This window comes from Marinomonas transparens (assembly GCF_016463975.1).
Taxonomy (GTDB): Bacteria; Pseudomonadota; Gammaproteobacteria; order Pseudomonadales; family Marinomonadaceae; genus Marinomonas; species Marinomonas transparens.
Genome location: NZ_JAEMNX010000012.1, coordinates 1 through 26,294 on the forward strand (window position 1 = coordinate 1; position 26,294 = coordinate 26,294).

General features: G+C 42.3%; 27 protein-coding genes, 5 tRNA genes and 1 pseudogene. 16 read left to right on the forward strand and 17 right to left on the reverse strand.

Annotated elements, in window-relative coordinates; translation table 11 throughout:
* Positions 1 to 392: 392 nt before the first annotated feature.
* The 3 genes from I8J31_RS11320 (at position 393) to I8J31_RS11330 (ending at position 2,705) form a co-directional block, all read left to right on the forward strand.
* Positions 393 to 602 (forward strand): cold-shock protein, encoded by a 210-nt coding sequence (locus I8J31_RS11320; protein ID WP_024024079.1) that lies wholly within the window; start codon positions 393 to 395, stop codon positions 600 to 602.
* 164 nt (positions 603 to 766) lie between these two features.
* Positions 767 to 1,318 (forward strand): DUF2058 domain-containing protein, encoded by a 552-nt coding sequence (locus tag I8J31_RS11325; RefSeq protein ID WP_199468679.1) that lies wholly within the window; start codon positions 767 to 769, stop codon positions 1,316 to 1,318.
* Positions 1,319 to 1,769: 451 nt separating this feature from the next.
* Positions 1,770 to 2,705, forward strand: a complete 936-nt coding sequence (locus I8J31_RS11330; RefSeq protein WP_199468680.1) for a porin — start codon at positions 1,770 to 1,772, stop codon at positions 2,703 to 2,705.
* Positions 2,706 to 2,858: 153 nt separating this feature from the next.
* Here the strand turns inward: I8J31_RS11330 and I8J31_RS11335 are convergent, their stop codons facing one another.
* Entirely contained in the window at positions 2,859 to 3,269 is a 411-nt protein-coding gene (locus tag I8J31_RS11335) for a hypothetical protein (RefSeq protein WP_199468681.1), read from the reverse strand.
* A gap of 261 nt (positions 3,270 to 3,530) precedes the next feature.
* Here I8J31_RS11335 and I8J31_RS11340 point away from each other — a divergent pair, with 261 nt between their 5' ends.
* Both I8J31_RS11340 and I8J31_RS11345 read left to right on the forward strand, forming a co-directional pair.
* Positions 3,531 to 4,169 (forward strand): cupin domain-containing protein, encoded by a 639-nt coding sequence (locus I8J31_RS11340; protein WP_199468682.1) that lies wholly within the window; start codon positions 3,531 to 3,533, stop codon positions 4,167 to 4,169.
* A 28-nt stretch (positions 4,170 to 4,197) separates the two neighbouring features.
* A complete protein-coding gene (locus tag I8J31_RS11345; RefSeq protein WP_199468683.1) occupies positions 4,198 to 4,905 on the forward strand; it encodes a fumarylacetoacetate hydrolase family protein in 708 nt (235 codons plus the stop codon).
* Here the strand turns inward: I8J31_RS11345 and I8J31_RS11350 are convergent.
* The gene (locus I8J31_RS11350) at positions 4,895 to 5,353 is read right to left on the reverse strand and encodes a DTW domain-containing protein (protein WP_199468684.1); all 459 of its coding nucleotides are present in this window, start codon (positions 5,351 to 5,353) and stop codon (positions 4,895 to 4,897) included. The genes I8J31_RS11345 and I8J31_RS11350 overlap by 11 nt on opposite strands.
* Positions 5,354 to 5,707: 354 nt before the next feature.
* On the opposite strand from I8J31_RS11350, the gene I8J31_RS11355 reads away from it, so the two are divergent.
* From I8J31_RS11355 to I8J31_RS20880, 3 genes and pseudogenes are all read left to right on the forward strand, one after another.
* Positions 5,708 to 5,920 (forward strand): cold-shock protein, encoded by a 213-nt coding sequence (locus tag I8J31_RS11355; RefSeq protein ID WP_199468685.1) that lies wholly within the window; start codon positions 5,708 to 5,710, stop codon positions 5,918 to 5,920.
* Between the two features lie 111 nt (positions 5,921 to 6,031).
* Positions 6,032 to 6,238, forward strand: a pseudogene (locus I8J31_RS20875) (glutathione S-transferase N-terminal domain-containing protein); the annotation flags it as partial.
* 27 nt (positions 6,239 to 6,265) lie between these two features.
* Entirely contained in the window at positions 6,266 to 6,682 is a 417-nt protein-coding gene (locus I8J31_RS20880; protein WP_233402740.1) for a glutathione S-transferase C-terminal domain-containing protein, read from the forward strand.
* Positions 6,683 to 6,727: 45 nt separating this feature from the next.
* Here the strand turns inward: I8J31_RS20880 and I8J31_RS11365 are convergent, their stop codons facing one another.
* Positions 6,728 to 7,570, reverse strand: a complete 843-nt coding sequence (locus I8J31_RS11365; RefSeq protein ID WP_199468687.1) for an outer membrane protein assembly factor BamD — start codon at positions 7,568 to 7,570, stop codon at positions 6,728 to 6,730.
* A gap of 161 nt (positions 7,571 to 7,731) precedes the next feature.
* Between I8J31_RS11365 and rluD the strand changes: the two genes are divergently transcribed.
* From rluD to clpB, 3 genes are all read left to right on the forward strand, one after another.
* Positions 7,732 to 8,715, forward strand: coding sequence for a 23S rRNA pseudouridine(1911/1915/1917) synthase RluD (gene rluD, locus I8J31_RS11370; RefSeq protein WP_199468688.1), 984 nt, complete (start codon positions 7,732 to 7,734; stop codon positions 8,713 to 8,715).
* Positions 8,716 to 8,775: 60 nt separating this feature from the next.
* Positions 8,776 to 9,522, forward strand: a complete 747-nt coding sequence (gene pgeF, locus I8J31_RS11375; RefSeq protein WP_199468689.1) for a peptidoglycan editing factor PgeF — start codon at positions 8,776 to 8,778, stop codon at positions 9,520 to 9,522.
* A gap of 120 nt (positions 9,523 to 9,642) precedes the next feature.
* Positions 9,643 to 12,222: an ATP-dependent chaperone ClpB gene (gene clpB / locus I8J31_RS11380; RefSeq protein ID WP_199468690.1), complete on the forward strand. Its 2,580-nt coding sequence runs from the start codon at positions 9,643 to 9,645 to the stop codon at positions 12,220 to 12,222.
* Positions 12,223 to 12,312: 90 nt separating this feature from the next.
* Here clpB and I8J31_RS11385 read toward each other — a convergent pair whose 3' ends face one another.
* The 13 genes from I8J31_RS11385 to I8J31_RS11445 all read right to left on the reverse strand — a co-directional run bounded on the left by I8J31_RS11385 (position 12,313) and on the right by I8J31_RS11445 (position 20,603).
* Positions 12,313 to 12,900 (reverse strand): TIGR04219 family outer membrane beta-barrel protein, encoded by a 588-nt coding sequence (locus I8J31_RS11385; RefSeq protein WP_233402729.1) that lies wholly within the window; start codon positions 12,898 to 12,900, stop codon positions 12,313 to 12,315.
* 542 nt (positions 12,901 to 13,442) lie between these two features.
* A tRNA-Gln gene (locus tag I8J31_RS11390) sits at positions 13,443 to 13,517 on the reverse strand.
* Positions 13,518 to 13,534: 17 nt separating this feature from the next.
* Positions 13,535 to 13,611 (reverse strand) — tRNA-Met (locus tag I8J31_RS11395).
* Between the two features lie 19 nt (positions 13,612 to 13,630).
* Positions 13,631 to 13,705 (reverse strand) — tRNA-Gln (locus I8J31_RS11400).
* Positions 13,706 to 13,719: 14 nt separating this feature from the next.
* Positions 13,720 to 13,796: transfer RNA gene (locus I8J31_RS11405), tRNA-Met, on the reverse strand.
* Between the two features lie 9 nt (positions 13,797 to 13,805).
* Positions 13,806 to 13,880, reverse strand: a tRNA-Gln gene (locus I8J31_RS11410).
* 113 nt (positions 13,881 to 13,993) lie between these two features.
* Positions 13,994 to 15,085: a redox-regulated ATPase YchF gene (gene ychF / locus I8J31_RS11415; RefSeq protein ID WP_199468691.1), complete on the reverse strand. Its 1,092-nt coding sequence runs from the start codon at positions 15,083 to 15,085 to the stop codon at positions 13,994 to 13,996.
* Between the two features lie 27 nt (positions 15,086 to 15,112).
* Positions 15,113 to 15,697 carry an aminoacyl-tRNA hydrolase gene (pth, locus tag I8J31_RS11420; protein WP_199468692.1) on the reverse strand — a complete coding sequence of 195 codons (585 nt, stop codon included), beginning with the start codon at positions 15,695 to 15,697 and terminating at the stop codon, positions 15,113 to 15,115.
* 19 nt (positions 15,698 to 15,716) lie between these two features.
* Positions 15,717 to 16,295 (reverse strand): 50S ribosomal protein L25/general stress protein Ctc, encoded by a 579-nt coding sequence (locus tag I8J31_RS11425; RefSeq protein WP_199468693.1) that lies wholly within the window; start codon positions 16,293 to 16,295, stop codon positions 15,717 to 15,719.
* A gap of 69 nt (positions 16,296 to 16,364) precedes the next feature.
* Positions 16,365 to 17,312, reverse strand: a complete 948-nt coding sequence (locus tag I8J31_RS11430) for a ribose-phosphate diphosphokinase (protein ID WP_199468694.1) — start codon at positions 17,310 to 17,312, stop codon at positions 16,365 to 16,367.
* 59 nt (positions 17,313 to 17,371) lie between these two features.
* Positions 17,372 to 18,226, reverse strand: a complete 855-nt coding sequence (gene ispE, locus I8J31_RS11435) for a 4-(cytidine 5'-diphospho)-2-C-methyl-D-erythritol kinase (RefSeq protein WP_199468695.1) — start codon at positions 18,224 to 18,226, stop codon at positions 17,372 to 17,374.
* A gap of 5 nt (positions 18,227 to 18,231) precedes the next feature.
* Positions 18,232 to 18,807, reverse strand: a complete 576-nt coding sequence (gene lolB, locus I8J31_RS11440; protein ID WP_199468696.1) for a lipoprotein insertase outer membrane protein LolB — start codon at positions 18,805 to 18,807, stop codon at positions 18,232 to 18,234.
* The gene (locus I8J31_RS11445) at positions 18,804 to 20,603 is read right to left on the reverse strand and encodes a tetratricopeptide repeat protein (protein WP_233402730.1); all 1,800 of its coding nucleotides are present in this window, start codon (positions 20,601 to 20,603) and stop codon (positions 18,804 to 18,806) included. Before I8J31_RS11445 ends, lolB begins: the two co-directional genes overlap by 4 nt.
* 223 nt (positions 20,604 to 20,826) lie before the next feature.
* Here I8J31_RS11445 and hemA point away from each other — a divergent pair, with 223 nt between their 5' ends.
* The 3 genes from hemA to prmC all read left to right on the forward strand — a co-directional run bounded on the left by hemA (position 20,827) and on the right by prmC (position 24,102).
* Positions 20,827 to 22,095, forward strand: coding sequence for a glutamyl-tRNA reductase (gene hemA / locus I8J31_RS11450; protein WP_199468698.1), 1,269 nt, complete (start codon positions 20,827 to 20,829; stop codon positions 22,093 to 22,095).
* A 1-nt stretch (position 22,096) separates the two neighbouring features.
* Positions 22,097 to 23,185: a peptide chain release factor 1 gene (prfA, locus tag I8J31_RS11455; protein WP_199468699.1), complete on the forward strand. Its 1,089-nt coding sequence runs from the start codon at positions 22,097 to 22,099 to the stop codon at positions 23,183 to 23,185.
* Between the two features lie 74 nt (positions 23,186 to 23,259).
* Positions 23,260 to 24,102 (forward strand): peptide chain release factor N(5)-glutamine methyltransferase, encoded by an 843-nt coding sequence (gene prmC / locus I8J31_RS11460; RefSeq protein ID WP_199468700.1) that lies wholly within the window; start codon positions 23,260 to 23,262, stop codon positions 24,100 to 24,102.
* Between the two features lie 45 nt (positions 24,103 to 24,147).
* Here prmC and yaaA read toward each other — a convergent pair whose 3' ends face one another.
* Positions 24,148 to 24,933 (reverse strand): peroxide stress protein YaaA, encoded by a 786-nt coding sequence (yaaA, locus tag I8J31_RS11465; protein WP_199468701.1) that lies wholly within the window; start codon positions 24,931 to 24,933, stop codon positions 24,148 to 24,150.
* Positions 24,934 to 25,024: 91 nt separating this feature from the next.
* On the opposite strand from yaaA, the gene I8J31_RS11470 reads away from it, so the two are divergent.
* Together I8J31_RS11470 and I8J31_RS11475 are read left to right on the forward strand one after the other, a co-directional pair.
* Positions 25,025 to 25,210 (forward strand): hypothetical protein, encoded by a 186-nt coding sequence (locus tag I8J31_RS11470; RefSeq protein ID WP_199468702.1) that lies wholly within the window; start codon positions 25,025 to 25,027, stop codon positions 25,208 to 25,210.
* A 100-nt stretch (positions 25,211 to 25,310) separates the two neighbouring features.
* Positions 25,311 to 26,222 (forward strand): hypothetical protein, encoded by a 912-nt coding sequence (locus I8J31_RS11475; protein WP_199468703.1) that lies wholly within the window; start codon positions 25,311 to 25,313, stop codon positions 26,220 to 26,222.
* The last annotated feature ends 72 nt before the right edge of the window (positions 26,223 to 26,294 follow it).

Here is a 26,294-nt window from a genome sequence, read left to right on the forward strand (position 1 = left end):
GCTTGCGCCTGTTTCGCAAGCTCAACGCGTCGGCGCGAATCTAATGCCAATGGCATATACATTACATTATCCAATGGGCTCAGAAGCGACCTTTTATTCGCCGCTGGTGCTTGCCATCACCGATGGTGTATAGCTAATATTTTTGTCGATCTGTAAGGAAGGGATTATATGGCTATTATAAAATTATTCAAAACTTGATTGACCCGGCCTCTTAAAGAGGATTACAATGGGCCTCGTTTAAAAGAGTTGGCAATATTTATGTCCAGAGTTGCGAATAATACGTCAGTATGTTCGGTCCTGTTAAGTCATAAGTAATACCGAGTTTTTTTAGCACTATATCGTAGATGATAACATTTGCGTATAAATTAACTTAACCTACAGGATAAACAGACATGTCTGACGTAGTAACTGGTACAGTAAAGTTCTTCAACGAAACTAAAGGTTTCGGTTTTATCACTCAGGATTCAGGTCCTGATGTTTTTGTTCACTTCTCTGCAATCAACACTTCTGGTTTCAAAACTTTGGCTGAAGGCCAAAAAGTTGAATTCCAAGTAGCTCAAGGCAAAAAAGGCCCTGAAGCTCAAAACGTTACTCCTTTATAAGGTAACGTTGCTGAGGATTCTCTCAGCAGTGCGAATGCTAAAAAGCGACTTTTAAGTCGCTTTTTTTGTTTTTGTAGGAAATGAATATGTTCTAAATTGAAATGTTAATGTCTTATATCTGTATTAATGAATGAAAGGCATTGTTGGTATCTAGGGGGAAGGGTATGGCAGCGAAGTCATTACAGGAACAGCTTTTAGGGGTTGGTTTAGTTGATAAAAAGAAGGTGAAAAAGCTTAAAGCTGAAAAGTTACAGCATAAGCAAAAAGTAAAAAATGGTAAGGCTTCCTTAGACGATAATAGTGATCGTCAAGCTGAGTTGAAACGCCAAAAAGAAGAAAAGGTAGAAAAGGATCGTAGCCTCAATTTGGAGCGTCAAAAATTGGCTGAGCAGAAAGCGATTCAGGGACAAATTAGACAAATGATAGAACAGAACCGTGTTCGTAAAGAGGATGGGGATATTGCTTATCATTTTACAGATGATAAAAAAGTAAAGAAGTTGTACGTCAGTCAAACTATGCACAACGAATTGACTTATGGCCGTTTGGCAATTGTTAAACTCGATGGTCTTTATGAGTTACTTCCAGAGCCTGTGGCTTTGAAAATTAACGAGCGTGATGATAACTATGTGCTGGTTTGTAACAGCAGGGTTGAGCGCGTAGAGGATGAAGAAGATCCATATGCAGAGTTTCAAATTCCTGATGATTTGATGTGGTAAGCACTGTTTTATTACCTTCTACTTTTTCATTTTGATCAGGGTGGCGCTAGTCTTACCCTGATTTGTCCATTTTTCTGTATATCCTGCTTAAATTTCATTTGTTTTTTGCTTTAAGTGGCGCGGCTTTCTCTCATATTTACACATAATTTTCGAATCTATAGTCGTTAAGTTGATAAAAATTGTTAGGAGTGTGCAAGTATAGCTTATTATGTGAAGTTTTATATTATTGATTAATAAAGATTTTTATCTTTTTTTTAGATATTCATTAATGATTCCATTTCCTTTTTCTTTGTTATTTTTCATTAAAAAAGACCTTAAATCGAATTTAGTATGCAAGTAGTTTGCGTGATGTTGCCTATTTTTGAGATTTGTTTAGATTATTGATCTGTTGCTTGCATGTATCAAGCGCTCACAAAAAGAACGCGTACTAACATCTATAAGGGAAACGAGAATGAAAAAATCAATTATCGCTATTGCTGTTTCTAGTGCTGCATTTGCTGCTATTTCTGCTCATGCTGCTGAAGAGTCTACAGTAGATATCTACGGTAACATCCAATATGCATATACAAACGCTGATGCTGGTAGTGACTTTGTTGATAACGGGTCAACTATTGGCTTGAAAGGTGAAACTAAAATCAATGATGATTTAACGGCTTTTTTCAAGTACGAACTTGAAGCAGATGCTGACGAAAAAGATGGTGACGTTAGTGTTGGTCTTGATCAGGCCTTTGTTGGTTTGAAAGGTAATTTTGGTAAGGCTCAAGTTGGTTCGTTTGATACAATTTACAACAACGCTATCCAAGATTCTGTGGATCAGTTTGAAAATCTTGGTTTTAAGAGTGGCGACAAGAGCTCTGAAGGTGACACTGTCGCTTATTTCTCTCCTTCTATGAATGGTTTTGAAGTGCAGCTTGCTGCTCAAGTGAAAGGTGATACAGATGCAGTTGATTCAGATGGCAATAAGGTTAATGAATTTGATGGTACAGCTGTCATGGCGGTCGCTAAATACTCTAACGATCTAGTTTCTGTCGCGTTGGGCTATGATAACCGTGAGAATACCTCAGCCGATCCTAAGGCGACAACAGGTTTGTCTGTTACTGTAATGCCCGTTGCCAATTTGTCTGTCACTGGTAAGTATGAGACAACTGATGATACCTATGATATTACTGGCTTAGCTGCACGTTATGCTTACGGTGCCGGTGATGTTTATGCTTCAGCGCAGTCTATTTCCCCAGAGGTAGGTGATGACTACAGCGAGTACGGTATGGGCGTAACATACAGCCTAGCATCAAATGTTTATGTGTATGGTGAAGTTGGTAGTTTTGAAGATGCTTCAGGTGGCGACGCTGATACTCAAACAGCGGTAGGTGTTTATTACGGTTTCTAAAATCATCCAAAGATGATTTTATTTACTCTAAGGCTCCTTATTTAGGAGCCTTATGTTAAATACGATCATTCAAGGTTCCATATTTCTTCTCTTGTAGGCAGATTGTTGGAACATTTTGGCATCAGGTGCTAGCATCTGGTGCTTTTTTTTGCCTTATAAAAAAGGACTTGGTTTTTTAGCTGGGTTTTCTGTGAACCCTGTTGCAGCTTGATATTCTTTTATCACTTGAACGAAGGTATCTGTGGCTATTTTTTTACCATATTGTTGATAAAAGCGTGAGCGAATATCTGAGGGGGGTTGTTTTGTCTGTTTGAGCTTGGCTAGTAATTGTTCTCGAAAGTTGTATTGCAGGCAGTCCGTTAGTTCGTTATCAAAGTCTTTGTTATCAGGCCATTCGCTAGCTGTTGTATTGATAAGCGTTAAGGTTATGAGATCCTTTAGCTCTTGTTCTGTTGGTAGGCATATTTCATAGATAGACTTTTGATGGCTCTTTTCTATGTTAAATAGTTCTTTGAAAAAGTGGATGTGCTCACTTTGGGATACTTCATCTGCAGATGCTGACATGATATACCTCTGTTACATAAGGTTGTAATTATTGTGGAAAGCAATCCTTATGCCATCTAGTGATTGTTTGAATTACACGCTCTTATCTTATTAACGGTAAAGGAGAACTTTTCTTTAGCTACGCTTTGTTTATATTATTGCTAATTTAAGGAATCGATTTTTAGTAGGGATGTGGGGCAATGCTCTGCCGGGGAGGAAAAGCTTGATTGTTATTTGAGCAAACCGTTAGACTGAGTTTTTGCATTGAATTGGCGGTCAGGTATGTTCAATATGGATTTTGCTCTATCTGTATTAATGGATACCAATAAAATGGATTGGATAGCCAGCCCGATGGCGGGAGTGTATAGAAAACCTTTGGCTAGGGAAGATGCAGAGAGAGGTCATGCAACTAGCTTAGTTCGCTATGAGGCTGGTTCTGTATTTCGTCCTCACCCACACCCATTAGGGGAAGAAATTCTAGTATTAGAGGGTGTTTTTTCAGATGAAAAGGGAGACTTTTGTGCAGGGAGTTATTTTAGGAATCCGCCCGGTACTAGTCATGCTCCCTATAGTAAAAATGGCTGTCTTTTATTAGTGAAACTTCATCAGTTTCAAGCAACAGACTTGAATCAGGTGTGTATTCATTCTTCCGATATTTGGTTTTCACAATCTTCTGCTGTTTGTCCATTATATGAGTATGGCGAAGAGCGAGTTTGGCTGATTCGTATAGAGAAAGGTAAAGACATATTAGCTTCATTGCAATTATCAGAAGCGGTTGAGTTATTTGTTATATCGGGAGGCGCAGTATATCAAGATAGGTCCATATTAGCCGGTACATGGTTGCGAGTTGGTGATTTCGACCTGAATGATTTACATATTCAGTCTGCCTGTTTTTTATGGCTGAAATCAGGGCATTTTTAATACTATTAAAATAATTTATGAGGTAGGTGTGAGTTATATCGTTGCTGAACAAGAGCGGGTTTGTTTGCCTATAGTTGGAAGTGAACAGTCTTTCCCTGTAGGTAGGGTTTATTGTGTGGGTCGTAATTATGCTGAGCACTCAATAGAAATGGGAGATGACCCAGAAAGAGATCCTCCGTTCTTTTTTGCGAAAGATTCGAGCTGTGTTGTACCAGTGCCTCTTTCTGCAACAACAAGCATTTCCTATCCTATGGCAACAGAGCAGTTTGAATATGAGGTTGAGCTGGTTGTCGCGATAGGGAAGGGAGGTATTAACCTTACGATGGCGCAGGCGAAAGAAGCTGTTTTAGGTTATGCCATTGGTTTGGATATGACTCGAAGAGATCTTCAAGGACAAGCTAAAAAAAAGGGGCGTCCTTGGGAAGTGGGAAAATCTTTTTCTGAATCAGCCCCTATAAGTTCTATTTTTCTTAATGAGGCCACTGTATCTGAGAGATTGTTACAGGCTGAAATCGGCTTAAAAGTGAATGGTGAGCTTAAACAAATGAGCTGTATTTCAAAGTTAACATGGTCTATTGAAGAAGTTATTTGTAAGCTGTCTGAGGTTTTTGAGTTGCGACCTGGAGATTTGGTTATGACAGGTACGCCTGAAAATGTTGGTGCTGTTGTAGTAGGTGATGAGATGCTGGCTTGGGTTGAACATCTTGGTGAGATAAGGGTTCGTGTTATTGATTAAACTCAGAAAAAGATTCTATTAATGCATCTGTTTTTGAGTGCTGATGAAGCTTAAGGAAGTGGATAGCGACTTCAGCAGTGCAAAGACCAATCTTTTTTTGATTGCGTCTTTTACTGTAGATGGACTGCTCGCCTTGAATTTCATAATAGGGGAAGCGTTTCAAATAAGGCGAGTGGTTGTGTATTTTCCTTGCCTGTTGCCAAGTGCCATCGATAAGAATGATATTTTCAATCTTATTAACGGATTCTCTCGTTAAAGAGCTTTGAGCATTTTCACACAAATATACAAGTAAGGTGTTGTTTGTTGGAAGAGCTAGAATGTCTTTGCTAGGAGATACTCTGGACCATTCTATAATGGTACATTCTTCCTTTAGTGCTTGCTTAACGAGCTGACCAGTACCATTTATTTTCTTTAATTCTTCACTATGGGTGAGTAACCAAATTTTCATATAGAGCTCTGCCTTAAGGTAAATTATCTTATATGTCGCTTTTTGTTATTTTCACATAGGCAAACGTTTTAAAAAACTACCGCTGATGGTTATATTTTTATTGTAACTTTATGCGGAAGTGTTTTTATATAGAAAGAGGTAGAAATATATAATTTCCGCCGTTACGTTTTTTTACAAAGTTATTTTTTATCGACTTTCCATTTTATTTTTAACATCATATGATCGTAGAGTGAGCATATTTTATAGTGTTTAATTTTATATGCTTAACATTAAGGATGGAGTTAAAATTTTATTGTTTTAACTCGATAAGTCGTTTGTTCATACAGAGCAATAGAGAATAAAGATGGGGTTATTATGTCAGGTCAGTTAGTTTCTGGTGTCGTTAAATGGTTCAATGATGAAAAAGGATTTGGTTTTATCGAGCGTGAAGGTGGAGCAGATGTCTTTGTTCATTTTCGAGCGATAAATGGAACAGGTCGTCTTTCGTTACAAGAAGGTCAAAAAGTAACGTTTGAAGTTACTCAAGGGCAGAAAGGTCCTCAAGCTGAGAATGTTACCGTCGTATAATTTCTTTATTGGTAACATAAAAAACCATGTAAACAGGCATGGTTTTTTTACATCTGAAGGTTGTGGTTCTGGATTAATTAAAATTTTTGAGGCATTCCATTGTTCCCCGTTTTGTACTCGTTTAGGCGTTGTCCATATGCCATAAGGGCAAGGTATGTTTTAGCTTTATTAGGTATTAAGGTTTGTCTAAGGGAAGTTATTTTAAAGTCAAAGCCTCAAGCTTTATTAAATCTAGGCGGCCGTTCTAGTGTTCCTCAACTAATTGACCTTGATAATGCTAGATATCCAGAGAGTTTGGATATTATTCATTGGGCATTGAGTATCGCTAAGGATAGGCATCAGGTTATGAGTCTTTGGCCTGACTCTTTGGTTCAAAGAAATAAAATGCTGGCTTGGATAAATTATAACGACATTTTTTTCAAATATTGGCTAGATCGCTATAAGTATGCGGATCGATTTCCTGAATTTGACGTTAATTATTATAGGCAGAAAGCTGAGGTTTTTTTACAACGCCTAGATAAGCGATTAAGTCGTCGAGTGTTTATTTTTGGCGATCAGATGAGTTTGGCTGATATTGCGATATTTCCTTTTATTCGGCAGTTTTCAGCAGTGTGTCCAATATGGTTTGATTCGGCTGATTATCCATATTTAAAGCGTTGGTTGAAAGTTTTTTTAGATTCTGAGGTGTTTAATGTTGTGATGGTTAAGTATCCCGCTTGGGATGAAGGGAAAGAAGAGATTGTCGTTCCTTGGAGTCTATGAGTATTGTTCAAAAAGGAGAGCTTGCTGCAAGCTCTCCTTTTTTAATTAGTCGAATAGTCCAAATGTGATCCAGTATAGAAAGCTTGGATCAGCATCATTTGGGAGTTCTAGCGGTGTAAAGTTTCCGCTTTCATCAAGGTACTCTGATTCTGGGAAGGTTTGTTTTAAGATGATGAGGTTGGTTTGAGCCAAGTCGGTTTGGTTTAGGTCATTATAAGACTGTATTGTGATAGCTAAGGCTTCTTCAACGGCCTGTGTGCTTGGGTAATGTTGAATAACTTCCTGTCCGCGCCGTAATGCTGAAAGGGGTGCTTTTCTTTTCAGATAATAATGAGCGACTTGCAGCTCGTGTCGAGCCACAATTTCTCGCAAAAACAGCATGCGTGCTTTGGCATCTGGTGCGTAAACGCTATCTGGAAAGCGAGAGGTCAGATCCGCTAGCTCATTAAAGGCTTTAGAAAGCTCTGTTGAGTCTCTCTCGCTCGGATCAAGATCTAGATAACGAGAAAGGTAGCTTTCGGCGCCTTTATAGGTGGCGAGTGCACGCATATAATAAGCGTAATCCACTGTCTCATTTTCAGGATGGTTTTTGATAAAGCGTTCTGCCGTAGAGTGGGAGGCAATGTAATCTCCGGCTTCTAGTTGAGCGTAAATCAAGTCTAATTCGGTTCGTATACTAAACTCACCAAATGGATAGCGTGAATCTAGGTCTTTTAGGTGCTTTATTGCTGTTGAAGGGAGACCGTCTTCTAGGGCTTGCTGTGCTTTATCATAATAAACACGCTCTGGTAGGTCGGGTTCTTGGACTTGTTTGCTTGAACAGGCAACAACAAAAAAAGAAAAACTAACGATTGCAGAGAATCGGAGCAACGAGTAATGAAATCCCATGTATAATCAAAACCTTGATATGGTAGTAGATTAGCCTCAATCGGCATTTTGTAGCGTTATTTTACGAAAAATGATGAAGTGCAAGGCGCTACACGTTTTTTTCACTTTCAGGTCCAATGATAAAACCAAAGGACTGAAAACAACAAATTAAAGTACATTGTATGGCAGAGCGCATAGTAAAAGAAGCCCAAGTTCCATTCGATTTGGGTGGTAATCGATTTGATCAGGTCGCTACAGAATTATTTAATGATTATTCTCGCTCACGGATCACTTCTTGGATTAAAGAAGGTTCCATAAGAGTAGATGGTAAGGTCACCAAACCGAAAGAAAAATTGTTTGGTGGGGAAATGGTTACATTAGATATTTTGCTTGAGGATCAGCAAATACATGAGGCGCAGGAAATGCCTCTAGATATCGTTTACGAAGATGACGATATTATTATTGTAAATAAGCCAACCGGGCTAGTTGTGCACCCTGCTGTAGGTAACCGAGACGGGACTTTAATGAATGCCATTTTGCATCATGCCCCCGAAACCGCCTTGGTTCCTAGAGCTGGTATTGTGCATCGCTTAGATAAAGAAACCACGGGGCTAATGGTGGTAGCGAAAACGCTAGCGGCGCAAACCGATTTGGTGGCGCAATTGCAAGAACGCAGTATGGGACGAGAGTATGAAGCTATCGCCATTGGTGAAATGACAGGGGGAGGGGTTGTTGATGAACCAATTGGTCGCCATCCTCATAATCGTCAAAAAATGGCAGTTGAACCCGTTCATGGTAAAGATGCCGTCACGCACTATCGTATGGTTGAACGCTTTAATAATCATACCCATATTCGTTTAAAGCTCGAAACAGGGCGTACTCATCAGATTCGTGTGCATATGGCGTTTATTCAATACCCTTTGGTTGGAGACCCACAATACGGAGGGCGTTTGAAAATGCCTAAGGCCTGTTCTGCTGATTTACAGGACAAGTTACGTAATTTTCGTCGTCAAGCATTGCACGCCAAGAAACTAGAGCTTGCTCATCCTATTACCGGGGAATGGATGGAGTGGGAAATCGATCTTCCGGAAGATATGCAACAGCTACTAGCGGCGCTAAAGAAAGATATGGTGGAATCTAGTAACGACACCCCAGAATACTTTTAACAATTTAGGCAGCTTCGGCTGCCTTTTTCTTATCTTTAATTTATATCGGTGAGGCTTGTTTTGAGCTTTTCAAATACTGCTTCTGTCATCCAGGCTGCTTGGCCTGCACCTCAGAACATTCACGCCTATGTATCGACCCGACAAGGTGGTGTGAGTGGTGCGCCCTTTAAAGGACTAAACATGGGGGCCCATGTCGGAGATGCTCTTGCTGCGGTGACAGAGAATCGTCATCTTTTTACTGAGAGTTTGGCTTTGCCTAATTCTCTTGTTTGGCTGAATCAAGTTCATGGCACTGAGGTGGCATGTTTACCATCGGCTTGCTTGCCAGATGCGGCTGATGCGGCGTTTTCAGCCCAAAAAAATCAGGTGTGTGCTGTGCTGACTGCGGATTGTTTGCCTGTCTTTTTCTGTAATAAAGCGGGAACTCAAGTGGCGGTGGCCCATGCTGGTTGGAGAGGTTTGTGCGACGGAGTGTTAGAGGCAACGCTTGAATATTTCGATAATAAAGCGGATGTGCTGGCTTGGTTTGGTCCGGCTATTGGCCCAACGGCTTTTGAGGTAGGAGATGAAGTAAAAGAGGCCTTTATGGCTATACTTCCTCAAGCAGAGCTGGCTTTTTTTCCTAAGCAAGAAGGGAAATGGTTAGCAGATCTCTATTTGCTTGCTAGGCAAAGGTTAGAGGTGGCTGGGGTGAGTCAAATTTATGGGGGAGATTATTGCACTTTCACTGATGAGCCTCATTTCTATTCTTATCGACGTGATGGCAAGACTGGCAGAATGGCGTCTGTTATTTGGATTGGAGATTAAAAAAGGCGGCTTCTTTTGATGGGTGTCAAAAAAATGACACTCCGGTATTGAAAAGCAAACTTTAATACCTATTAAGATGTTAACTCAGATATTTCATCTTGCTTTTATAAGGAGGTCATTATGCGTATCGACCGTTTAACCAGTAAGTTACAGTTGGCTATTTCCGACGCTCAATCCGTCGCGCTTGGCCAAGATCATTCCTACATCGAGCCCCTTCATTTGCTGATTGCCTTGCTAGATCAGCAAGGAGGCAGTACTCGACCTATTTTACAACAGGCAGGTATTCCGGTCGCTAAATTTCGCGAGAGCTTAAACGAGTTATTGTCTCGCCTGCCAAAAGTTCAAGATCATGACGGTAATGTTCAAATGTCGCCAGAGTTGGGGCGTTTGCTTAATTTGGCCGATAAAGAAGCGCAAAAGCGTAAAGATCAATATATTTCGTCAGAACTGGTTGTGATGGCGATGTTTGATGGTAAAGATGATCTTGCTAAAGCTTTGAAAGCAAGTGGTGTCACAAAGGATGATATAGCTGCTTTGGTTGATAGTATTCGTGGTGGCGATTCTGTGAATGATCCTGATGCTGAAGACAGTCGTCAGGCACTAGATAAATATACTGTTGATCTAACTGCCCGGGCATCTGAGGGTAAACTGGATCCAGTGATTGGTCGTGATGATGAGATACGTCGTACGATTCAAGTATTGCAACGACGTCGTAAAAATAATCCTGTGTTGATTGGTGAACCTGGTGTGGGTAAAACTGCCATTGTGGAAGGGTTAGCGCAACGGATTATTAATGGCGAAGTGCCTGAAGGTCTAAAAGACAAGCGTGTTTTATCTCTTGATATGGCGGCTCTTATTGCTGGTGCAAAGTATCGTGGTGAGTTTGAAGAGCGTTTAAAGGCGGTACTTAATGAGCTTTCAAAACAGGAAGGTCAGATTATTCTCTTCATTGATGAAATTCATACCATGGTGGGGGCAGGTAAGTCAGAAGGTTCCATGGATGCGGGGAACATGCTGAAACCCGCACTTGCTCGTGGTGAGTTGCATTGTGTTGGGGCCACTACATTGGATGAATACCGTCAATTTATTGAGAAAGATGCAGCGTTGGAACGGCGCTTCCAGAAAGTGTTGGTTGAAGAGCCAAGTGTGCTGGATTCCATTGCTATTTTACGTGGTTTGAAAGAGCGTTATGAGGTTCACCATGGCGTTGATATTACTGATGCCGCGATTATTGCTGCCGCGAAATTGTCGCAACGTTATATTACTGATCGTCAGTTGCCGGATAAAGCCATTGACCTGATTGATGAAGCGGGAAGCCGTATTCGCATGGAAATGGATTCTAAGCCAGAAGATATGGATCGTCTTGAGCGTCGTTTGATTCAATTAAAAATAGAGAAAGAAGCCTTAAAGAAAGAAAAAGATAAGGCTTCTAAGTTACGTCTGGCCGAGTTGGATGAAGAAATCGATACCCTGCAAAAGCAATTTTCAGATCTAGAAGAGATTTGGAACGCCGAAAAAGCGGCGGTCCAAGGGGCGCAAAAGTTAAAAGAAGAGCTTGAATCCGTTCGTCATGCCATGGAAGAGGCTCGTCGCGATGGCAACTTAGCCAAAATGTCAGAGCTCCAGTATGGTGTAATTCCTATGCTTGAGGCCGAAATAGAAAAAGCCAGCGAAGAGGAAGAGACGACGGAAACTCGTTTGTTAAAAAGAAGTGTTACGGAAGAAGAAATTGCCACCGTCGTTTCTCGGTGGACAGGTATTCCAGTGGATAAAATGCTGGAAGGTGAGCGCGATAAGCTCTTAAGAATGGAAGAGGCCTTGCATGAATCGGTAATGGGGCAGGATGAGGCGGTTTCAGCTGTTTCTAATGCGGTGAGGCGCTCGCGCTCTGGTTTGGCTGACCCGAATCGGCCTAATGGTTCTTTTCTCTTCTTGGGGCCGACAGGAGTAGGTAAAACTGAGCTTTGCAAATCATTGGCGAAGTTCTTATTCGATACTGAGCAAGCGATGGTTCGTGTCGATATGTCTGAGTTTATGGAGAAACATTCTGTTGCTCGTTTAATTGGTGCGCCGCCAGGTTATGTCGGTTATGAAGAAGGGGGTTATCTGACCGAAGCGGTGAGACGCCGTCCTTATTCCGTGCTTTTATTGGATGAGATCGAGAAAGCGCATCCTGATGTGTTTAATATCTTATTGCAGGTGTTGGATGATGGCCGTCTAACCGATGGACAGGGTAGGACGGTGGATTTCAGAAATACGGTTATTGTGATGACATCGAACCTAGGTTCGGATGTGATTCAAGAGTTTCGTTCTGATGATCAGTACGATGAAATTAAAGCGAAAGTGATGGAGGTTGTTGGTGTTCATTTTCGTCCTGAATTTATTAACCGTATTGATGAGACCGTGGTATTTCATCCATTATTACGTTCGCAAATTAAAGGCATTGCGACGGTGCAGTTAGCGCATTTGAATGAGCGTTTGGTAGAAATGGGCATGTCATTAACATTAAGTGATGATGCGGCAGATCATTTGGCAGAGTTGGGTTATGACCCTGTTTATGGCGCCCGTCCATTGAAGCGTGCGATACAACAGTGGATTGAGAACCCGCTTGCCAATGAATTACTGGCAGGTCAGTTTGTAATGGGTGATAACATTGTTGCAAATGTGGTTGATGGAGTGATTAGCTTTGCTAAAGCCTAATTAAGCTGCTGTAAACTAAACTAGCCTAATTGAAAAAGCCCCTGAATAAATCGTATTTATTCAGGGGCTTTTTGTTTGTATCAACCTTGTTTAGAAGTCAGCAAATACACCAATAAAGGCGCCTTTAGGCTCAAATACGGTTGAAGATTGGAATTGTTCTTCTATTGTACGATAGCCCGCTTCTAATCCAACGAAAGGCAAAGGTTGGAATTTCACTTTAAAAGTCGTATCTGTGATATCAGCATCGCTGCCGCCGCCAGATTTAAATTCCCCACCAACTGAGAAAGGTGTGCCTGGAATGCTTAGATAAGCGGATACGTAGCCCAATGGATAGGTGCCGTCTATTGTCGAGTTATTTGAATCACCTATTTGGCGAAAAGTAGCCCCTAGGTCTAGGTCAAGCCATAACAAACCAAACTCGTAGTAAAGCGTGTAGTCATTGAAGGAAAGATCTGGCTGATTTTCTTCTTCCAATGATTGATGTTGGAAGCGGACATTTGGAATAAGAGGAATTGGGTGTTCGATAGCAAGTCCAAAATAAGAGTTGCTATCTTCACCGTCGTTATTCAAAAAAACGCCAGCTTCTGCTTCAGCTCCGATGAAATCTGCTTGAGCAGCGCTTGCTAAAAGAGCAGTCGAAAGTAAAAGGGCTGGTTTGATAGAGTTTTTGAGTTTCATTGTCTTGCATCCATAGGCTAGAGATTTTTCTCATTATAGAGGCTAAGAGGACAAAATCTACAGTAAGGAAGAAAAAAACAAAGATGGATTGCTTTGAAAGCTTGTACTGACTGAGATTGACTAGGTTTGAGTAGCTGCATTCGCACCAACGAACAACAGAAGGATCAAATTGAGTTTGAAATGAAAAAGTAAGTATTGGCTGGGATAACTCTACTTGGATAACTGGATTCGCACCAACGAACAACAGAAGGATCAAATTGAGTTTGAAATGAAAAAGTAAGTATTGGCTGGGATAACTCTACTTGGATAACTGGATTCGCACCAACGAACAACAGAAGGATCAAATTGAGTTTGAAATGAAAAAGTAAGTATTGGCTGGGATAACTCTACTTGGATAACTGGATTCGCACCAACGAACAACAGAAGGATCAAATTGAGTTTGAAATGAAAAAGTAAGTATTGGCTGGGATAACTCTACTTGGATAACTGGATTCGAACCAACAAACAAAAGAAGGATCAAATTGAATTCGAAGAGAAAGTATTGGCTGGGGTAGCTGGATTCGAACCAACGCATGACAGGATCAAAACCTGTTGCCTTACCGCTTGGCTATACCCCAAAAGTAGATATGTAGAATGGTGGCTATGACTAGATTCGAACTAGTGACCCCATCATTATGAGTGATGTGCTCTAACCAACTGAGCTACATAGCCTTATTCAGTGTTCTATCGATGGCTGGGGTAGCTGGATTCGAACCAACGCATGACAGGATCAAAACCTGTTGCCTTACCGCTTGGCTATACCCCAAAATATCGATTTGTTGGTGGCTATGACTAGATTCGAACTAGTGACCCCATCATTATGAGTGATGTGCTCTAACCAACTGAGCTACATAGCCTTCGTCCATTGGCTGGGGTAGCTGGATTCGAACCAACGCATGACAGGATCAAAACCTGTTGCCTTACCGCTTGGCTATACCCCAATGGACTAACACAAAAACAATATTCGCTTAGCGACACACTGTCTCTGTGGCGCGATATTATTCATATAACCCGTTAAGGGGTCAAGTGTTTTTCTAAAAATGTTTCTAATCGGTTAGACATTAAAGCGGAAATGCATCACATCGCCATCTTTTACTATGTAGTCTTTACCTTCTAAGCGCCATTTACCCGCTTCCTTAGCACCACCTTCACCTTTAAATTGGATAAAGTCATCGTAGGCGACCACTTCAGCACGGATAAAGCCTTTCTCGAAATCAGTGTGAATAACACCGGCAGCTTGCGGCCCTGTGGCACCTTGTTTTACTGTCCAAGCACGAACTTCTTTGACGCCTGCAGTGAAGTAGGTTTGTAGGCCTAGTAGCTCATAGCCAGCACGAATGACGCGGTCAAGTCCCGGTTCTTCCATGCCCATTTCATCAAGGAATTCCTGCATTTCTTCAGCATCGAGCTCAGAAATCTCAGCTTCTAGTTGATTGCAGATAGGAACCAGCATCGCGCCTTCTGCTGCGGCGATTTCACGAACCTGATCAAGGTATGGATTGTTCTCAAAACCGTCCTCAGCAACGTTAGCGATGTACATGGTTGGCTTTGTCGTTAGCAGGTGAAGTGGTCTTACTTCTTTCTGTTGATCCTCTGACAAATCCATGGATCGTACAGGCAAGCCATCTTCCAAATGCGCTTTAATGCTTTCTAAAAACGCTTTATGAGCAATGGCTTCTTTATTGCCGCTTTTGGCATTTTTGGCGGTACGGAAAAGTTGTTTGTCGATGGATTCAATATCCGCAAAAATCAATTCAAGATTAATGACTTCAATGTCTAATTTAGGGTTTACATGGTTCGAGACATGAATCACATTTTCGTCTTCAAAGCAGCGCACAACGTGAGCAATTGCGTCTGTTTCTCGGATGTTGGCAAGAAACTTATTACCAAGGCCTTCGCCTTTAGAAGCCCCTTCAACAAGACCAGCAATATCGACAAATTCCATAGTTGTCGCTAAGACTCGTTCTGGTTTTACTATTTCTGCTAGTGCATCTAGGCGAGGATCTGGCATAGCCACCACGCCAGCATTAGGTTCAATGGTACAGAAGGGAAAGTTTTCTGCGCCAATGCCAGCTTTGGTCAGTGCGTTAAATAGAGTAGATTTACCGACGTTGGGTAAGCCAACGATGCCGCAATTAAAACCCATAGTAAAATTCCTGAATGATGTATGTGATTATGCTTTAAAACTGTGTAGCTGGTTCATGACAGAGCTTAAGTTGCCTTTTACTATGTCATCAAGATAGCGTAATGATTCGTTAATCGTGTGTTCAATCTTTGTATATTCGTCTGGCGCGGCTTTTCTTAATACATAATTTGCTACTTGGCTGGCATGGCCGGGGTGGCCGATACCGATTCTTAGTCGAGCAAATTCGCGATTATTGCCAAGTTTCGAAATAATGTCTTTTAAGCCGTTATGGCCGCCATGGCCGCCGCCTTGTTTTAATTTAACGCTGCCAGGTGGAAGATCCAATTCGTCGTGTATGACGAGGATTTCTTGAGGAAGGATTTTGTAAAACTGACAAACGGCTTGAACCGCTTTACCGCTTAAATTCATATAGGTGGTGGGAATAAGTAGATAGCACTCTTCACCAGCTATATGAACTTTACCAAATTGCCCTGAAAATTTTCTCTCAGAACGCAAAAGGCATTGACTCTGACGAGCCAATGCCTCAATCCACTGAGCACCTGCATTATGGCGAGTATTCTCGTATTCGGTGCCTGGATTGCCCAGACCCACTAATAATTTGAAACTTGCCACAATGCTGCCTTCAATGATCTTAACGTTTTGCTTTACCAATACGGCCGATAGGCTGGTTGTGATCTTCGCCTTTAAGCAAAGAAACCAATTCAACGCCTTCTGGAAGTGTTGCATCAGATAGATGGAAAACTTGATCTAGTTGGCCCTTGCTTACATCGATAATCAAAGCTTCAGGAAGGTTCGCTGGTAGGCAACGTACTTCAGCCAATTTCGTTTCGATAGTCAAACGACCACCTTGGTTTTTAACACCTTCACTTTGAGCGGCGTTGATGAAGCTTAAAGGAATACGAGTGGTAATCACTTTGTCAGCTTGAGCACGCTGAAGATCCATATGCATAACAGCGCCTGTTGCTGGGTGGCGTTGTAGTGCTTTAACAAGAACTTGCTCTGCTTTACCTTCCACAGATACTTCTACTAGGCCAGTTAAGAAGCCTGTAGTAGATACTGCTTTTAGCAGTTCGTTGTCTTTGAAAGAGATAGATTGTGGTGCAACATCGCCACCGTAGATAACGGCTGGTACTAGGCCAGCGTTACGAAGGCGGCGGCTCGCACCTTTACCTTCTTCTGTACGAGTTACGGCATTAATAGATAATGTCATGGTATTTTCCTAATAAATAATCAAAGTTTTGCCCAGAATTGCGACCCATTCCGAGCGTTAGTGTTTGGCTTAGGCCCCAAACATGGCACTGATAGACTCTTCGTTGCATACGCGACGAACAGCCTCCGCCAAAATGTCAGACATCGACAATTGGCGTATTTGAGGGCAATTAAGCGCCTCTTGTGTCAATGGGATGGTATCAGTCACGACCAACTCATCGAGCACGGAATTTGTTATGTTTTCCATGGCTTTTCCTGACAGCACAGGGTGAGTACAGTAAGCCATTACTTTTGCTGCGCCATGTTCTTTAAGTGCTTTCGCAGCAGCGCACAAAGTACCGCCGGTGTCACACATGTCATCGACCAGTACGCAGGTCTTGCCCTCGACATCACCGATCAAGTGCATGATTTGTGCTTCGTTGGCTCGTGGACGACGTTTATCGATAATTGCCAAGTCAGCATCATCTAACATCTTTGCAAAAGCGCGAGCACGCACTACGCCACCAACATCAGGAGAAACGATGGTGATGTTCTTATGTCCTTGACGTTGCAGGTCATCAAGTAATAAAGGCGTAGCGTAGACATTGTCTACAGGGATATCAAAGAACCCTTGAATTTGATCAGCATGAAGGTCAACTGTTAAAACACGGTTAATACCTACCGCAGAAATCATATCAGCGACTACTTTTGCCGTAATGGGTACACGAGCAGATCGAACACGTCGATCTTGACGAGCATAACCAAAATAGGGAATAACTGCGGTGACGCGTGTTGCCGATGCACGACGCAGAGCGTCAGCCATCACGATTAATTCCATTAAATTGTCATTACTCGGTGCACAGGTAGATTGAATAATGAAAACATCTTTACCACGAACATTTTCATTGATCTCTACCGCAATCTCTCCGTCGCTAAACTTGCCTACGGTTGCATTGCCGATAGGTAGGCCTAAACGGCGTACCACCCTGCGAGCGAGTTCAGGGTTTGCATTACCGGTAAAAACCATCAACTTAGACACTATGTATACCTTTTGTATTTTGTAGCGATGAAAAAAGACTGGTAAGGGTTAGTTGATGACTAGCCCTTATTTTTCTCAATCCACTGGTTTAGCACATCGTGAGTAGGAGAGACGTTACAACCTCGACAAACCCAAGCTTGCCATTTTTCAGGGATTGTCGCTCTCACTTGCTCAGCGTCGTGCGCATTATTGAAGGTTAAAAATAGACAAGCACCTGTCCCCGTTAACTTCACATCCCCATGGTTTTTAAGCCATAAATACGCTTCATTTACTTCAGGATTATACTTTCTGACTAGATTTAAACAGTCATTATGCCCACCCAGCTTCAAGGCGTGCGATATTCTGATGGGAGGGGTGTCTCTTGTCAAATCTTTATCGGTAAAAATTTGACAAGTTGAGACATGGCAATTGGGTTTTACTAGTAAAAAATAGGGGGTCGGTAAGGTCACCTTTTGAAGACGTTCACCAACACCCTCTGCAAAGGCTGAAAAACCCATGACAAAAACCGGCACATCAGCCCCTAATTGAACACCTAATTGAGCGAGTTTTTCGAGAGATAATTGACACTGCCAAAGTTGATTTAATGCCAGCAAAGTCGTTGCCGCGTTTGAACTGCCACCGCCAATTCCTCCTCCCATAGGTAATTGTTTTTCAAGCCTAATTGCTACCCCATAAGTGGTTTTTTTCCTAAAGGGCTCGAGCAGTTTTGCCGCCTTGTAGACAAGGTTTTCTTGCGTTGGAAGGTCTTTTATTTCAGGGCTAATGGTAACGTCTGACTCTTCATTAAGTGAGAAGTGCAAGGTGTCACATAGGTCGATAAACTGAAACAAGGTTTGTAATTCGTGATAGCCATCTTGCCGTTGACCCGTAATGTGTAAAAATAAATTTAATTTGGCAGGCGAAGGTAGTTGCATCTTAGTTACTGAATAGTCCACTGGTTGATAATCAAATTAACTCGAAAAGGAGGGTTGGAAACCTGCATTTTTTGCGGTAATGAAAGACCATCCACTTTGGTGAAGTTTTTGTAGGTGACTAACCAGCCATCCTGCTCAATCTTATTTGGTAGGTTATCGGAGTTTTTAGTCATTCGTGAAGGGGTTTGTGGATAAGCTAATCCACGTATCCAATAGGATACTTGGTCAACAGGAAATACCCAGCCGAGTTCCTGTTGTAATAGTATGGCTGCGTTTGGCCCTGTAATTTCCGTATCCTTATAAGCTAGGGTGACTTGTCCATCTGTTGTACTTTTTAATTTGGTCGCTCCTTGGCCAAATGGGCCAATGATATCAAGGGAGAAGCCGGTTGGGCTTTTTTGCCAAGTAAAGTTTCCTGAAACGGCATCCTCTTGGGTGCGAATGCCTACTCGTCCGGATGTTTCCCATGTTGAAATGGCGGCAATACTTTGTGGCGGTGGTGTCGTTGGCCCTGTTTGGTTGCTGCTACAGGCTGCTAGCAGTAATACAAGGGCAAGAGTGCTAAGAAATCGATAGATCATGGTGTGGTATCCAGCTTCATATCTTTGAGAAGAGAGGGGGAAAGTCTCTTAATGGTGTCGAGCAATAGTGGTGTATTAGGCGCTGCTTCTAAGGCTTCTATCCAGATGCTGATTGCTTGTTCGTGATGGTTTTGTTTCCACAGGGATTCACCGTAATGAGCGCCAATTTCTGCATCAGGCAGAATGGACCAAGCTTTTTCTAAATAGTAGGAGGCCTGCTCAAGTTCATTTTTTAGAAAAAAACCCCAGCCTAAGCTATCTATAATGGCAGGGTCGCTTTCGGCTTTTTCGTAGGCAGATTCGATGTATTTCATTGCTTCATCGATGCGGTCTGTTCTAGTCAGTAAGGTATAGCCTAGTGCATTAAGATATTGTGGATTGCTAGGATCTTTATTTAACAGTAGGGTTAATTCTTTTTCAGTGTCTTGCCAATTGCCAAGTGTGTCGGACAGCAAGGCTTTCCTGTAGCGCAACACATCAGATTCTGGGGTTTCTAGTAATGCTTTATTGAGAAGTTCAAGAGCTAAGTCTAGGTGGCCTTTTTCTTCATGTAATTGGTAGATGGTAAGGACTTGTTCTGGTGTGTTTTCTCGTAATGTTCTCCGTAATACCATGTCGTTTATGGTGTTTTCTCGGCCTTCATTGTAGAGCCAGAACGCCATTCTATTAGTGGCATCGGAACGCAATGCGCCTTTAACCATATCCATAGTTTCTATCGCGTCGTCTAATCGATTGAGCTGGCCAAAGGTAATGGCTTTTAAATAAAGTATTTGATCCTTGAAACCTAGCTGTCGCTTGGGAAGCAGTTTTAAGGCTTCTAGGGCTGAAACGGGGTGTTTATATTCCAGTAGGGTGCCAGTGAAATTGATACCTGCCTGTAGCTTATCTTTTTCATCCAGAGAAGACTCTCGGTAATATTTTAAAGCTTCTTTGGACTGCTGGTTTCGCACTAAAAAATCTATTAATGGGGTTTGTAGCCTTAAGCTTTTTGGAAAGCGTTTTGTTGCTACTTCTAATGTCTTTATGGCTTCCGGTGTTTGCCCTAGTTTTTCTTGGCTATAAGCCAGTATTAGATACAGAGCTTCGTTTTCTGCGATCTCCCTGTCATTAATAAGCTTTTGAGAGAGTTGTTTTGCCGCGTCATAGTGGCCGGTAAGAAACGCTAAGCGTGCCTGGCTAAGTTGAATGTAGCGATTTTGCTTTGCCTCACTAGGGAGCAGTGGCAGGGCTTGACTGATGGTGTTTATCTGCTCGCTATCACGCACATGATTATCAAGGTAAACAGGTAAGAAACTTAGCGGTATTTTGTATTGCATGGCTTGTGTTAGTAAGTCTGCGGTATCCCTTACGCGACCCTCTTTAACAACGATTTGTAGCTTTAAGGCATAGGCGGGCTCTGTTGTAGGGGCGGTTGCCAGCCATAGGTTTGCGCTACGTTCAATATTTTGTGGGTTTTGGGTAATCAGCGAAATTTGTGTTAGCCGTTCAATAAGGGGGAGGCTCCTAGATTGATTAGCTAGTTTGTAGAAGGGCTCGAAGGCCTTACCAGCACCTTCTCTTTGCAAGGTGAATTCTGCTTCTAGTAAGGATTCAATGAATTGTGGTGAAGTATTGCTTCTGGCCTCAGCTAATTCTGTGCTCTTTTCTTGAGAAGAGGGCTGAGTGGCCAGTTGATTACAAGCAGATAGAAAAACTAAGCTCATGATGGCGGTCAAGGCCTTAAAATATAGGACGAAACCATGCCTTGATGGTGCTTTTGAGTTAGGGTCACTATGTTTGCCAGTGGGAGATGGCATGTGTTTTCTCGATGTTAAATGCATATAACCCTTATGGTATCGTTAGACATTCATTATGTCAGCCTTAACTATAAACTAATCCTATTACTTTTATTGACCAGATGGGGTGCGAAAAAAAGCGATTTTCTCGTATAATGCGTCATCTTTGTATAAGTAGTCGTGTGGAGCTGTGTCTCCTTCCTGTCATGACCTTAAGATTTCGGTTTCTGAGAAGAGTTCCTGAATGCCACTAATTACTGTGGGTATTAACCACAAAACTGCGCCTATTGCGATACGTGAACGCGTGGCCTTTGCTCCCGAGAAAATGATAGATGCTTTGGCTTCTTTGGTTTCTGAAAAGAAAACTGACGAAGCTGTCATCGTGTCTACCTGTAATCGCACCGAACTTTATTGTTCGGTGGAGGACGTGAGTAAAGTGGATGAAGTGATTACTTGGCTGGCTGAGTATCACGGCATTGCCTTGCAAGAGCTCCAGCAATATTGCTACGCCCATTTAGACGATGACAGCGTGCGGCACATTATGCGAGTTGCTTCAGGCTTAGACTCTCTTATTCTTGGTGAGCCTCAAATCTTAGGGCAGGTGAAATCGGCTTATGCGGTTTCCCAACAGGGGCAATGTATTGGTCCTGAATTAGAATCTCTGTTTCAACGTACCTTTTCTGTTGCAAAGCGGGTAAGAACCGACACGGCGATAGGTGAAAACCCCGTTTCGATTGCTTTTGCTGCGGTGAGTTTGGCACAACGAATTTTTGCTGACATTAGAAAAAGTACCGCCCTATTGATTGGCGCTGGGCAAACCATCGAATTGGTTGCACAGCATTTAAAAGAAAATGGCATTAAACGTATTATTGTTGCTAACCGGACCCTAGAAAGGGCAGAAGTATTAGCCGCTGAGCTCAATGCCGAAGCCATTATGCTAGGTGACATTGGTGATTACTTACCACAAGCCGACATTGTTATTTCTTCCACCGCGAGCCAATTGCCTATTATTGGTAAAGGCATGGTCGAACGTGCTACATCAAAGCGTCGTCATAACCCCATGCTGCTTGTTGATATCGCCGTGCCGCGAGATATCGAGCCAGAAGTGGAAGATGTAAAAGATGCCTACCTTTATACGGTAGACGATCTGCACTCTGTGATCGAAGAAAATGTCAGAGCAAGGCAAGATGCTGCGAAAGCAGCGGAACAGATCGTTGATGATGGTGTGGATCATTATCGTCGTATTGTAGAATCAAGAAAAGTATCCAATTTGATTGTGAGCTTTCGACAATCAGCTGAAGCCATTAAAGACACAGAATTAGAAAAAGCGCTAAAAGGCCTGGAAACGGGTCAAACACCAGAGCAGGTAATGAACAAGCTTGCCCATGGTTTAATGAATAAGCTTATCCACCACCCAACTCGCTATTTACGCAAAGCGGGTGAAGATGCGGATCAGCAAGCACTCACTATTGCCTCAAATGTATTGGGCATTAACGAAGATAAAGACAATTAAAATGAAAGATTCGATTAAATTAAAATTAGAAAGTTTGTCCGATCGTTATGATGAACTGGCGGCGCTATTAGGTGTTGCAGAAGTCATAATGGATCAAGATCTATTTCGTGCTTATTCAAAAGAATATGCAGAGCTTGAACCTGTGGTGAAATGTTTTAATGAGTTTCAGCAAGTTGATGAAAACATTGCCGAAGCGGAACTTATGATGACGGACTCCGACCCAGATATTAAAGAAATGGGTGTAGAGGAAATGAAAGCGGGACAGCAACAAAAAGAAGCGCTGCAACTGGTTCTGCAAAAGCTACTCTTGCCTAAAGACCCTAATGATTCTCGCAACGTATTCTTAGAAGTACGTGCTGGTACTGGTGGTGATGAAGCATCTATCTTCTCAGGGGATTTATTCCGCATGTATTCTCGTTATGCGGAAACCCAGCGTTGGAAAGTCGAAATCGTGAGTGCCAGTGAAGGTGAGCACGGTGGATATAAAGAAGTGATCGCTCGAATCGTTGGTGATGGCGCCTACTCAAAATTGAAGTTTGAATCTGGTGCTCATCGGGTGCAACGTGTCCCCGCTACCGAGTCACAAGGCCGTATTCATACTTCAGCTTGTACCGTTGCCGTGATGCCAGAAATGGATGAAGTCGCAGACATTAATATTAATAAAGGTGACTTACGAGTTGATACCTTCCGCGCATCTGGTGCGGGCGGTCAGCATGTCAACAAAACCGACTCAGCGATTCGTTTGACCCACATTCCCACCGGTGTTGTCGTGGAATGTCAGGAAGAACGCTCACAACATAAGAACCGTGCAAAAGCCATGTCGCTATTGGCGTCTCGTTTACTTGCGGCAGAGCAAGAAAAGGCAGCCAGCGAACAATCGGAAGCACGTAAATCTTTGGTCGGTAGTGGTGACCGTTCTGAACGTATTCGTACTTATAACTACCCGCAAGGTCGTGTTACGGATCATCGTATTAACTTGACGCTTTACAAGCTGGACGAAATCGTTACTGGGGATTTGGATGTCTTGATTAGCCCATTGGTGAGCGAATTCCAAGCGGAGCAATTAGCGGCGTTAAGTGGTGATAACTAATATTGATATAAGAATAGGCCTTTGTGCCGCGTTACTCGCGTAGGTGTAAAAGGGTCGGAAGGTAGTGATTGCACATGCGAATTGATGAACTACTAAAAGGCGCTTCCGAGCGCCTTTATTCTGTTTCTGATACGGCACAATTAGATGCCCAGTTATTACTGGCTCATGTGTTGGATGTGGCCACGTCTTACTTTTATACCTGGCCAGAAAAACAGCTTAATCAAGCCTCCTTAGACGCGTTTGAATCCTTGTTGCTGCGTCGTGAGCAAGGAGAACCTGTCGCTTATTTATTAAAGCATCAAGCGTTTTGGACCTTAGACCTTGAAGTGGATGTTTCTACTCTTATTCCCCGTGCTGATACGGAAAGGTTAGTCGAAGTGGCCTTGTCGCTTATTGATGTCAGTGAATCTAATCATATTCTTGACCTTGGCACAGGGACAGGAGCGATAGCCTTAGCGCTGGCTGCAGAAGCACCTCAATCTACCGTGGTTGGAGTGGACCTTGTTGAGGGTGCGGTGGCGCTGGCGCAGCGTAATGCGCAGAAAAACCAGATTCAGAATGTAAGCTTTAAACAAGGCAGCTGGTTTGATGCACTGCAAAGCGAAGACGCATTTGACCTGATTGTTTCTAACCCGCCTTATATTGACCCTGAAGACGAGCATTTATCACAGGGCGATGTACGCTTTGAGCCAAAAAGCGCGCTGGTGGCAGACAATCATGGGCTTGCTGACATTGAATACATTATTCAACAAGCCCCGAGCTTTATGAAGGCAAAAGCGTATTTGGTATTTGAACATGGCTATGATCAAGCTAGAGCCGTTCGTGAGTTATTCGCTCAAGCAGGCTTTGAACAGGTCGCCAGTTTTCAAGATTTAGCGGGGAACGACAGAGTCACGATAGGGCAGTGGCCAGTTTAAGAATAAAAGAAGAGCCAGATTGACGCTTCTTTTATTCGGGCCTTATTACTTTTTAGTCGGTTGTGCACTTTCTGGGCGAATAAAGATAGGTGTATTTTTACTGGAGCGCTCTGCATCATAGCGATAGCCTGCAAGATCAAAGGCTTTGACATCTTCCAAAGTGTCACAGCGGTTTTCGATCAAGTAACGCGCCATTAACCCCCGTGCTTTTTTAGCGTAAAAACTAATCACCTTAAATTGGCCATTTTTTTCATCGAGGAAATTTGGACTAATCAATGGGGCTTTGAGCTTTTTGATATTCACGGCTTTAAAGTATTCATTAGACGCCAGATTAACCAGCAGTTCACCCTCTTCAAGTTCGCCATTGATTTTATCCACAATGATGTCTCCCCAGAACTGATAGAGATTACTGCCTCTATCGTTATTGAGTCTGGTGCCCATTTCTAAACGATAGGCTTGCATCAGGTCTAATGGCTTTAGTAGACCGTATAATCCGCTTAGAATACGCAGTTTATCCTGAGCGTAATCCATATCATTTTCACTTAATGAATAGGCATCTAAGCCTGTATAGACATCTCCCATAAAGGTATAAACTGCTGGGCGGCTGTTGTCTGGAGTATGGGATTTTTGCCATTCTTGATAACGCGATACATTTAATACGGCGAGTTTATCGCTAAGCTTCATTAGAGAAGCAATGTCTGCCGGAGTGAAGGGCTTGATAGTATCAATAAGCTGTTGGGATTCCTCTAATAACTGAGGTTGACTAAATTTATCGATGCTCGGTTTAGAGGTAACATCGAGTGTTTTCGCTGGAGAAATTAAAAACTTCATAGGGATTCCATTTGTTCTGTCGTTGCGTTTCCTCAAGATTATCCATAGAGTGTCGATAGATATCCAGACAATGCTTCAATAGAGATGGGCTATGAATGATAACCTGATACTGTTTCCTAAAATAAAGCGTTTAGATAAAGAGTGTTTTATTGAAAGTACTGCTAGTGATGAATTGAGTGCATTGCGTGCGGAATTTGACCGAGCTCGAAAAGATTGGCCTATTGAGCTGGCGGAATTGCCAGAAAATAATAAACGTTTTTGCTATGCAAAAAAGTAACACCTACAGCGTTTGGTTTTGTTAAAATATTGCTACGTTAAAATAATCTAACCATGTCTGATCGTTATCGGAATGGTTTGCCTTTCTAGAGCGAAATACCATGTTGTCTTTTCTTGTGCGCCACTCTCTTATTTTCATGTTTGTGGTTGCTATCTTAGGTTTTTTGTTTCCTAGTGCATCGCAGGCCGCTTTTCCTTTTCTTCCCGTTGTTCTGTTTACTTTGATGACTCTTACTTTATTAGGTATGAAGCAGCATGAGTTGATTCAGCGTTTAAGGCAGAAACAGGTGTGGGGTTATGCTTTATTACACTCTATTGGCTTTATGCTGTTGGCTGGTTTTATTGGTTGGCTACTGTCTTTTGACCAAGACCTTTTGCTAGCCGTCGTTGCTGTTGCTGCCACTGGGTCTTTGTTTGCTACGCCGGCGATTGTTAGAGCATTAGGGTTTGATAGCTTGCAAGCCATGGCGATGACGATAGCCACTACATTGCTCTTGCCTGTTTCTATTTTTATCACGCTTATTTTGTATCAGGATGATAATGTTGATTTAGACTTGGTGAGCTATTTTCTTCGTCTCGTAGTGTTTATATTTGGCCCCATGTTGTTTTCTTTTATGGTTCACCGCTTTGCGCCAGAAGAAGTATTAAGTCGTTTTTTAATACGCATTTCCCCCTATACGATTTTATTGGTCTTTGCGTTTCCTTTTGGCTTGATTGGTAGCTTTCGAGTACTTTTCGATACCAACTTTGAGCTTGCATTATTATATTTTTTGATTGCGACGGCGTTATGTTTCTTGTTTTCTTTGATCTCCTATTGTGTCTACCGTAAACAGGGGCCAGCGATGGCTCTCACGGCCGCTATTACCTCTGGCAACAGAAATGTATTACTAACGTATAGCATCGCAGGAGCTTTACTGGGACCCTCCTTTCTTCCTCTCGCAGGGGCCTTACAAATACCTACATATTTATTGCCAGCCCTAACTCGATGGATCAGTAAAGCTTTACTAAAGTAAAAGTATATGGGGCGGGTGATGACTGTTTATTTAGATTTAGGGAGTATCTATTCCAATAAAGTTTCACCGAAA

Excerpts from the sequence above, each read along its gene's own strand:
- ychF (WP_199468691.1), bottom strand. The coding sequence starts at position 15,085 with ATGGGTTTTAATTGCGGCATCGTTGGCTTACCCAACGTCGGTAAATCT.
- I8J31_RS11365 (WP_199468687.1), bottom strand. The coding sequence starts at position 7,570 with ATGGGATTTCATTACTCGTTGCTCCGATTCTCTGCAATCGTTAGTTTT.
- I8J31_RS20880 (WP_233402740.1), top strand. The coding sequence starts at position 6,266 with ATGAGTCTTTGGCCTGACTCTTTGGTTCAAAGAAATAAAATGCTGGCT.
- clpB (WP_199468690.1), top strand. The coding sequence starts at position 9,643 with ATGCGTATCGACCGTTTAACCAGTAAGTTACAGTTGGCTATTTCCGAC.
- yaaA (WP_199468701.1), bottom strand. The coding sequence starts at position 24,933 with ATGAAGTTTTTAATTTCTCCAGCGAAAACACTCGATGTTACCTCTAAA.
- I8J31_RS11350 (WP_199468684.1), bottom strand. The coding sequence starts at position 5,353 with ATGAAAATTTGGTTACTCACCCATAGTGAAGAATTAAAGAAAATAAAT.
- I8J31_RS11445 (WP_233402730.1), bottom strand. The coding sequence starts at position 20,603 with ATGCCATCTCCCACTGGCAAACATAGTGACCCTAACTCAAAAGCACCA.
- rluD (WP_199468688.1), top strand. The coding sequence starts at position 7,732 with ATGGCAGAGCGCATAGTAAAAGAAGCCCAAGTTCCATTCGATTTGGGT.
- I8J31_RS11475 (WP_199468703.1), top strand. The coding sequence starts at position 25,311 with ATGTTGTCTTTTCTTGTGCGCCACTCTCTTATTTTCATGTTTGTGGTT.
- I8J31_RS11325 (WP_199468679.1), top strand. The coding sequence starts at position 767 with ATGGCAGCGAAGTCATTACAGGAACAGCTTTTAGGGGTTGGTTTAGTT.
- I8J31_RS11470 (WP_199468702.1), top strand. The coding sequence starts at position 25,025 with ATGAATGATAACCTGATACTGTTTCCTAAAATAAAGCGTTTAGATAAA.
- I8J31_RS11320 (WP_024024079.1), top strand. The coding sequence starts at position 393 with ATGTCTGACGTAGTAACTGGTACAGTAAAGTTCTTCAACGAAACTAAA.
- I8J31_RS11425 (WP_199468693.1), bottom strand. The coding sequence starts at position 16,295 with ATGACATTATCTATTAATGCCGTAACTCGTACAGAAGAAGGTAAAGGT.
- I8J31_RS11385 (WP_233402729.1), bottom strand. The coding sequence starts at position 12,900 with ATGAAACTCAAAAACTCTATCAAACCAGCCCTTTTACTTTCGACTGCT.
- hemA (WP_199468698.1), top strand. The coding sequence starts at position 20,827 with ATGCCACTAATTACTGTGGGTATTAACCACAAAACTGCGCCTATTGCG.
- I8J31_RS11355 (WP_199468685.1), top strand. The coding sequence starts at position 5,708 with ATGTCAGGTCAGTTAGTTTCTGGTGTCGTTAAATGGTTCAATGATGAA.
- prfA (WP_199468699.1), top strand. The coding sequence starts at position 22,097 with ATGAAAGATTCGATTAAATTAAAATTAGAAAGTTTGTCCGATCGTTAT.
- I8J31_RS11340 (WP_199468682.1), top strand. The coding sequence starts at position 3,531 with ATGTTCAATATGGATTTTGCTCTATCTGTATTAATGGATACCAATAAA.
- I8J31_RS11335 (WP_199468681.1), bottom strand. The coding sequence starts at position 3,269 with ATGTCAGCATCTGCAGATGAAGTATCCCAAAGTGAGCACATCCACTTT.
- prmC (WP_199468700.1), top strand. The coding sequence starts at position 23,260 with ATGCGAATTGATGAACTACTAAAAGGCGCTTCCGAGCGCCTTTATTCT.
- lolB (WP_199468696.1), bottom strand. The coding sequence starts at position 18,807 with ATGATCTATCGATTTCTTAGCACTCTTGCCCTTGTATTACTGCTAGCA.
- I8J31_RS11330 (WP_199468680.1), top strand. The coding sequence starts at position 1,770 with ATGAAAAAATCAATTATCGCTATTGCTGTTTCTAGTGCTGCATTTGCT.
- ispE (WP_199468695.1), bottom strand. The coding sequence starts at position 18,226 with ATGCAACTACCTTCGCCTGCCAAATTAAATTTATTTTTACACATTACG.